At 44.3% G+C, this 7295-nt stretch carries 7 protein-coding genes; 1 reads left to right on the forward strand and 6 read right to left on the reverse strand.

Features of this window, described 5'->3' with window-relative positions:
* The coding region (locus tag VE944_RS08430; protein WP_324975094.1) for a hybrid sensor histidine kinase/response regulator at positions 1 to 1854 on the forward strand (1854 nt) is incomplete at its 5' end.
* A 108-nt stretch (positions 1855 to 1962) separates the two neighbouring features.
* Here VE944_RS08430 and VE944_RS08435 read toward each other — a convergent pair.
* The 6 genes from VE944_RS08435 to VE944_RS08460 form a co-directional block, all read right to left on the reverse strand.
* Positions 1963 to 2778: a DUF1838 domain-containing protein gene (locus tag VE944_RS08435; protein ID WP_324975098.1), complete on the reverse strand. Its 816-nt coding sequence runs from the start codon at positions 2776 to 2778 to the stop codon at positions 1963 to 1965.
* A 70-nt stretch (positions 2779 to 2848) separates the two neighbouring features.
* On the reverse strand, positions 2849 to 3508 hold the full coding sequence (locus VE944_RS08440) for a phosphoribosylanthranilate isomerase (protein WP_324975101.1): 660 nt from the start codon (positions 3506 to 3508) through the stop codon (positions 2849 to 2851).
* Positions 3509 to 3618: 110 nt separating this feature from the next.
* Entirely contained in the window at positions 3619 to 4803 is a 1185-nt protein-coding gene (locus VE944_RS08445; protein ID WP_324975103.1) for an AbrB family transcriptional regulator, read from the reverse strand.
* Between the two features lie 59 nt (positions 4804 to 4862).
* The gene (locus tag VE944_RS08450) at positions 4863 to 4997 is read right to left on the reverse strand and encodes a hypothetical protein (RefSeq protein ID WP_324975106.1); all 135 of its coding nucleotides are present in this window, start codon (positions 4995 to 4997) and stop codon (positions 4863 to 4865) included.
* Positions 4998 to 5363: 366 nt separating this feature from the next.
* The gene (locus VE944_RS08455; RefSeq protein WP_324975109.1) at positions 5364 to 6134 is read right to left on the reverse strand and encodes a DUF928 domain-containing protein; all 771 of its coding nucleotides are present in this window, start codon (positions 6132 to 6134) and stop codon (positions 5364 to 5366) included.
* A 27-nt stretch (positions 6135 to 6161) separates the two neighbouring features.
* The coding region (locus VE944_RS08460) for a CHASE2 domain-containing protein (protein ID WP_324975112.1) at positions 6162 to 7295 on the reverse strand (1134 nt) is incomplete at its 5' end.

A 7295-nucleotide genomic window follows, 5' to 3' on the forward strand; every position in this document is an offset into this window, starting at 1 on the left:
AGCACTACTCCCTACGAAAAGGAATACATCCGCAAGGACGGCTCACGCTGGTGGGGATTGTTTTCTGCCAAGCGTCTCAATGAAGAAGAGGGCGTGGAATTTATAATTGACATCACCAATCGTAAACAAACCCAAGCCGAGCGCGAACAACTCCTTGCCCGCGAACAACACTATGCTAACCAATTGCAGGGATTGACAACAGCAGCGTTAGCAATCAATTCTGCCATGTCGGTTCAAGAAGTTCTGCAAGTAATTACCGAGCAGGCAGCATCGATTATTAGTACGCACCAGTCCGTCGCCAGCATGACCATTAATCAAAACTGGGCACAGGCAATTAACGCTGTTCACCTGTCTGATAAATACGCCCAGTGGCGAGACTACGATGAAAAGTCAGATGGGTCTGGAATTTACGCCTGTGTATGTCACCTAAATCAGTCAATGCGGATGACACAAGCCGAACTTGAAAGTCATCCCCGTTGGCGAGGCTTTAGCAACGAGGCAAAAAACCACCCTCCGATGCGGGGCTGGCTCGCAGCACCTCTGGTGGGACGAGACGGACATAACATCGGGTTGATTCAACTTTCAGACAAATATGAAGGTGAGTTTACCGAAGCGGATGAAGCCATACTGGTGCAGTTAGCACAAATGGCATCGATCGCAGTTGAGAATGCGCGATTATATGAATCAGAACAGCAAGCACGGTTAGCAGCAGAAGCATCACGGGAAGAAGCTGAAGCCGCAAACCGGGTTAAAGATGAGTTTTTAGCGGTACTGTCACACGAGTTGCGATCGCCTCTCAATCCAATTCTCGGTTGGTCTAGTCTACTTCAGAGCCAGAAGCTTGATGAAACGAAGACAGCATACGCTCTAGGAGCTATTCAACGCAATGCCAAATTGCAATCAGAATTGATTGAGGATCTTTTGGATGTTTCCCGCATTCTGCGGGGCAAACTTAGCCTGAATGTTGCTCCAGTCGATCTTGCTGCGACGATTCAAGCAGGGATGGAAACGGTGCGGCTAGCAGCCCAAGCTAAGTCAATTTCAGTGCAGACAGTACTTGAACCCAACGTTGGTAAAGTTTTGGGTGATTCAACTCGTTTGCAACAAGTGATTTGGAATCTGCTCTCAAACGCGATTAAGTTCACGTTTGAAGGGGGACAGGTAAATATTCATTTAGAGCAACTTGGCTCTGTTGCCCAAATTACCGTCAGCGATACAGGGAAGGGGATTCATGCTGATTTTCTTCCCTACGTGTTTGATTATTTTCGCCAAGCAGATGGCACTACCACAAGAAAGTTTGGTGGATTGGGATTAGGGTTAGCGATCGCGCGTCATTTAATCGAACTGCATGGTGGCACAGTTGAGGCAGAAAGTCCAGGTATTGGGCAAGGAGCCACCTTTACAATCCGGCTACCGCTAATGTCCACTCAGCCAGGAAGAAATCAGGACAGTACGCTGGTTGTTCCGTTTCTAGATTTGACTGGTATCAAAGTTTTAGTAGTGGATGATGATACCGACACGCGGGAATTGACTGCTTTTGTGCTAGAGCAGTATGGGGCAATTGTCACAGCCGTGTCTTCAGCTACCGAGGCATTCTTGGTTCTCACCCAGTCCAAACCTGATGTGCTGCTTAGTGATATTGGGATGCCCGGTGTAGACGGTTATATGTTGATACAGCAGGTTAGAACCTTGTTGGCACAAGGCGATCAGATAAAAGCGATCGCCCTGACAGCCTACGCCGGGGAGATGAATCAACAACAGGCACTAAAAGCAGGTTTCCACAAGCACATCTCTAAGCCAATAGAGCCAACGACGTTAGTGCAAGCAATCTCTAGCCTAGTTCGGTCTACTTAGCTCTAACTTGAGACTTTAAAATTCGGCATTGCATAGTTGCGGGATGATTTAGCAACTTTCAAAATTCTCCCCCTGCTTGCCTCAATTCATCCCACTATTCTGCAACGCCTAAAATTCTTCTCCTTGGGGAAGCGGGAAGATTTCACCAGCTAAGTAAGCTTGAAAGTGTTTTTGGAAGTACAACCAGGAAGTCATATCTTCCCCATCTATCAATGCTTTTGGGGCTTTTTTATATAGAGGAATACGGTTATTAATTTCGTCTTGCAGCAGTGGGGGCAGTTCTGCTAAACCATTGACTTTGCTACCAACAGCACTGTAGATCAGTTGACCGGGGCGATCGCCCATTTTCATCCACGGAAGCCATTGACCAATTCTATCCCAACTCAGTTTGAGTTCAGAAACTGATTTAAGTGCTGGGTTGAATAAATCTGCGGTTGGCACAGTTAACTTAAACAATTCTGCTGCCTGATAAATTGGATTTGGGCTGTATTCGGCAAATTTGCGATCGTCTGCTAAGGGATTGGGGTAATGGGGAAATATATCAAAAACAAAGGTTGTGCTGTCACCATCTACTTGTGCGGGGAAATTTCCTTTAAACTTCCCCTGCACTGGATTATTAGCAACGTGAATCACTGGAACTGTCTCGCCTGTCCAAGGATTCTCCCATTTGGACAAAACCTCATCTGTTTGTGGGTTGAGGTAATAAGTTAATTCTCTAGAAGTAAAATCCCAGCTACCCTCATCTGTGGGAATACACCTGCTAACACTCAATCCCAGCATCTTAAACAGGAGTTGTCTTTTCTCTCCGGGGATAAAAGCGTAAATTTTACCTTTCCAAATCAGGAAAGTAGATTCGCTAGGGTCGAGGGAAGAACGGGTTTTAACCCAGTGCTGCGCTTTAAGTTCTTGGATTTGGGCAACCATCTAAAGCATCCTTAGTGTTTGGATAACAAAAGAATAAGCTAATTTTGTTATTAGTCATTTGTCATTAGCCCTATTTCAATTGTTGGAAGAATAGTTTGAGCTTATTTTCATCTAATTCACCGTTGGTGCGAACGGCACTACACAAATCTAGTCCGAAAGGAGCAACTTGTTTGACTGCCATTGCAACATTTTCAGGTTTTAGCCCTCCAGCTAAGAAAATTGGCACGTTTACTTGCTCACGAATTTGGGCGCTCAAGTTCCAGTCGTGTAAGCGTCCTGTACCGCCCAACTCTTTAATGACCAGTGATTGATTACCGGAGTCCAGTAGTATTGCATCTACGTATGGCGCTACGTTGATTGCCTCTTCTATGGATTTTTCTGTAATCACATGAATTACTTGGACAATGGAAATCCCAGGTAAGGCATCTCGTATATCTTGATAGCTTCCTGATTCTAGGCGATCGCAGATTTGCACAGTATTTGTCCGACAGCGCCTTACTTGCTGAATAATCTCCTGAGCATCAAGGCTTGAAGTAAGCAAAAAAGTAGCGATCGGGGGTGGTACACAAGCAGCAATTTTCGCAATTAATTCTTCAGAGATGACACCGGGGCCACTTGGCATCTGAGAAACCAAACCGAGTGCAGATGCACCGCAGCGAATGGCAATCCATGCTTCTTCTATGCTGCTAATACAGCAAATTTTGACTCTTGGGTTTGCTGTTCTTTCCATTATTTTTGAACTACTAAAGTGCCAATAATAAATATATTTTGAAATGCAACAATCAGTCTTTGATACTCGTGAACAAGGATAAAAACTGCAATCTTTTGTCCTTTAAAAAATTAAACTGATTCAGAAAGTCGCTCATCTAGACGGCGAAACAAATACAGCCAAAGCGGTAGAGAACTATTAATCGCAATTAGGCGCACTAAATGACCAGTTGTGACAATTTCAACATTATGATTCAATGCCAGGGAAACTAAAATCATTTCTGCTGATCCTCCTGGTGCTGTGACTAAAAGACAGGTTAACCAGTCCCAAGAGGTTAATTGCATCGCAAGTATAGCAGCGATCGCTCCCGCTATTAGGGTCATTCCCACAGACATTAAGGCATAGCCGACAGTCCGCTTTCTAAAGTTGGGTTTGTCTCCCCAATACTCACCAATAGTAATTCCCAGGAGCATTTGACCCAATAAGTTTATTATTGGCGGCGGACTAAAGCTAATATCACCGACAAAAGGTAGCCAATGTAGCAAAGGATTAAACCCGATACCAATTAATAATGCACCAAAGAAATCGCCAGCCGGAATTTTAAATAATATAGCTGGATAAACTACTAATCCAGTAATTACCAGTACTAACAAGAGTAATTCTAATTGAGATGGATCAAAATTTAGCCAAGCAGCGTTAATTGACAGTGTTTGCGGATAGTAATTACCAGTTGATGTCTTAGCGATAAATGGAATTAGAATAACTACTGAGGTGACGCGAATTGCCTGAACTAAGGCAACCAAACTAACATTTTTGTTGTAATCGGCGGCGATCGCTGCCATAATTCCAACACCACCAGGAACTGTAGCCAACATTGCTGTCAACAGGTTGGTTTTGCTAAGGCGTGAGTAAATATAACCAATACAGCCTCCACTCAGCAGCAGAAATAAGGTAAGAAAAATAAATATAGGAATATTAGAAGCAACACTAGCTAGATTACCGTGGGTATTGGAAGCGCCAACAGTTAAGCCTACAAGTGCCATTCCCACTTTTCTCGCAGTGCGGTTAGGTTGGGGAGAATATTGATAAAAAATTCGACACCCTTGAAGAACCACTGTACCAGCAGCAATCCCGCCAAATATCCAGGCAATTCTACCAATTTGGAACTTTGCCAGAAGTAAACCCAGAGGTAATGCCAGAAGCATTTCCAACACAAGGACAATTAATTGCTTCGTAAATAGCTGTTGTTTGGTAACAACAGGATTTTCATCAGTGTGTTCTTCCAGGTTGGGATCAACACTTAGGCTTTGATTCATCTATAAGGGGCTTTTTTATTAATTTAACTTATGTACTTATGTTAGGGCGATCGCACAAGCTAACTAGAATCTATCAAGTCAAGTTCACTAGGTTTTTTGCGTTCTTCTCTACGAAACGCTACGCCAATGCCTCCTACCCCAATACGGTTCGGATAAGCAGGGGAGGCAGGGGAGGCAAGAGGGTATACAGCCATTCTTTTCTCCGCCCTGCTTCTCTTCTCCCCCTGCTCCCTCTGCCTGCCTCAACCAAGAAATTCCTTAACCGAACGGTATTGCCTCCTGTGGGTACTCCGTTGGAGAACTCGAAGAGTAGCCGCTTTGCGTGCGGTAGCCTGCGACAAGCCGCTCCGTGTCTACGTTAAAAAAATGCTAGATCAGCGACAACATTTGCTACCGAGAGCTTACTTATGCATTAAGTATGGGGTTGTTCCCCCTTGCCTCTTTTTGACTTTTTTCTAAAGGCGATCGCTCTTCGCTGCTAATTCTGGCGTTGCATAGTTGTGGGACAACTGCGGTGCAAAGGAAACTCTATCAAATCTATCCCACATTTATGCAACGCCCTAATTCTCAAGATTGCAGCACTCTACTTTTGGTTCAGTTGCAAAATCATTCAAACCCACAGCTTTCAATAGCGCCGTCCAAGAAGTATCTTGCGAATTGGTGCGACGCAATTCACTAGCAGCACTCAGTGCTTCATACCAAATACCATTAGCCGCATAAAGATTTATTTGCTGGCTTGGTGTTGCTTTTTCCAATTGAGTTTTCAAAGCAGGGTTTAGTTGCTCCCGTTTTACATAGCCTTCAACATTAGCAATAATTTGGTTATCCTTCTGACAGTAGATGTTAAAATACCATCGGTATTGCTTGCCCATCTCTAAAGGTGCTGCTTTTGATGGCAAGCGAAGATTTACTATTCCTGGTGTCCCCGATAAAGAAGTTTTGTAAGTAGTCTGATTTTGTGCTTCATCTTCTAGGACAAACTCTCCAGATGCAAAGTCTGATGTATAAGGAACATAGAATACGAAACTAGGATGGTCTGCGATCGTTGTTCCAAACACCAATTCTGATTCTGAATAAACAGGTACTAAAGCTGTGAGCCGCTTTCGAGAAGAAGTCAAAGGTTTATTTATATCCTGACCACAGCCACGACTACCTGCTTCTCCTCGCTTACCCGGTTCCCCGATATCTTTTGGTGGAGGTGGCGCAGCGAAAATCAATGATTGATTTAATTGTCCGTTGGGATTTGCAGGCTGTGCCTGCACACCTATGGAGCTAAAGAATGTTAAACTAACGGCGAGGAAAATTTGAATCTTTTGCATAGAGAGTTTCATCTTTTTTTATACCTCAAGTTATAGAAATTACTTGTCGCTGCTTTGTTGTAAAAATAGGTAAATTGCCACAGTGCCGCCAGTAGCCACTAAAACCAAAGCTGACGGAACTAGGGGAACCCAAATCCCTTGGTAAAAGAGAATTAAGCAAAAAACGTATAAGACTCCAAGTACACCTCCTCCTGCTAGAACTAAATATAGTCTTGAGCGATCGCTAGCTGCGATCGCCACTGATCCAGCTACGGCAAACGCACCTCCAACCACTGACCAACTCCAAACCCACAAAACTTCCCCCCAAACGGGCAATACTGAAATCAAAGGTCGCCCATCCATCACCGCGCTCACCAGCTGACTCACCATTTGTGCTTGCAGAATCACCCCTGGTATTTCTTCGGAAAAAGCCTGCTTAGTCATGTAGGGGGTAGGACTATAATCACGAAAACTTTGGGCAGTAGTCCCAATAAGAACAATTCGGTCTTTGACTTGTTCAGCGTTAACCTTACCCTTAAGAACATCTGTGAGTGTGACTTTAGGAGCAATTTCTCCAGGAGAATTTTGGACAGACCGATAATTGAGCAATATTTGGTAGCCCCCTGTATCTGCTTGTTGATAGCCACCCTTATGAGACTGCAACCGCTTAAAAACAACCTTGCCTAACTGCAAATCTCCAGAATTATTGTATTTGGCAGAGATACCTTCTGCCTCTAAGTAGTGGAATGCTAGTTGAGCATTAAGGGCGTAGCGTGCCGTACAAGGGGAGGTTACATCTGCTGGTTGCATTGCTAATAAATGACGACGCAGAACGTGGTCTGAGTCTGGGATAATATCACTAAATCCTTGGCGTTCTGGCGGAACCCCCAAAGGAGGTGAAATTCCCGGACGTTCTTTTGTGAGTTCTTGAACTTTGCAAATGGCAAAAAGCTTGTCATCTGTTTTCAACCTACTTGCCAAAGAAGCTTGGTTGCGTTGTGATGGCTGATCATGATAAATATCCAAGCCAATGGCTTTGGGTTGGAAGTGTGCAAGTTTTTCCAAAAGTCTCGCTAGTGCTAGCTCCGAAAGCGACCCTCTTCTTTCCTTTTGTTCTGGTAACTGAAAATCTTCTTCGGTGACAGTGACTATCAACAGGCGCGGATCTTGCTTTTCTTGGGGACGCGATCGCAT

Origin of the sequence: Nostoc sp., from assembly GCF_035638895.1 — a bacterium.
GTDB lineage: Bacteria > Cyanobacteriota > Cyanobacteriia > Cyanobacteriales > Nostocaceae > Nostoc.

Coding starts and splice junctions, on each gene's coding strand:
- VE944_RS08435 (WP_324975098.1), bottom strand. CDS start 2,778: ATGGTTGCCCAAATCCAAGAACTTAAAGCGCAGCACTGGGTTAAAACC.
- VE944_RS08455 (WP_324975109.1), bottom strand. CDS start 6,134: ATGAAACTCTCTATGCAAAAGATTCAAATTTTCCTCGCCGTTAGTTTA.
- VE944_RS08445 (WP_324975103.1), bottom strand. CDS start 4,803: ATGAATCAAAGCCTAAGTGTTGATCCCAACCTGGAAGAACACACTGAT.
- VE944_RS08450 (WP_324975106.1), bottom strand. CDS start 4,997: ATGGCTGTATACCCTCTTGCCTCCCCTGCCTCCCCTGCTTATCCGAAC.
- VE944_RS08440 (WP_324975101.1), bottom strand. CDS start 3,508: ATGGAAAGAACAGCAAACCCAAGAGTCAAAATTTGCTGTATTAGCAGC.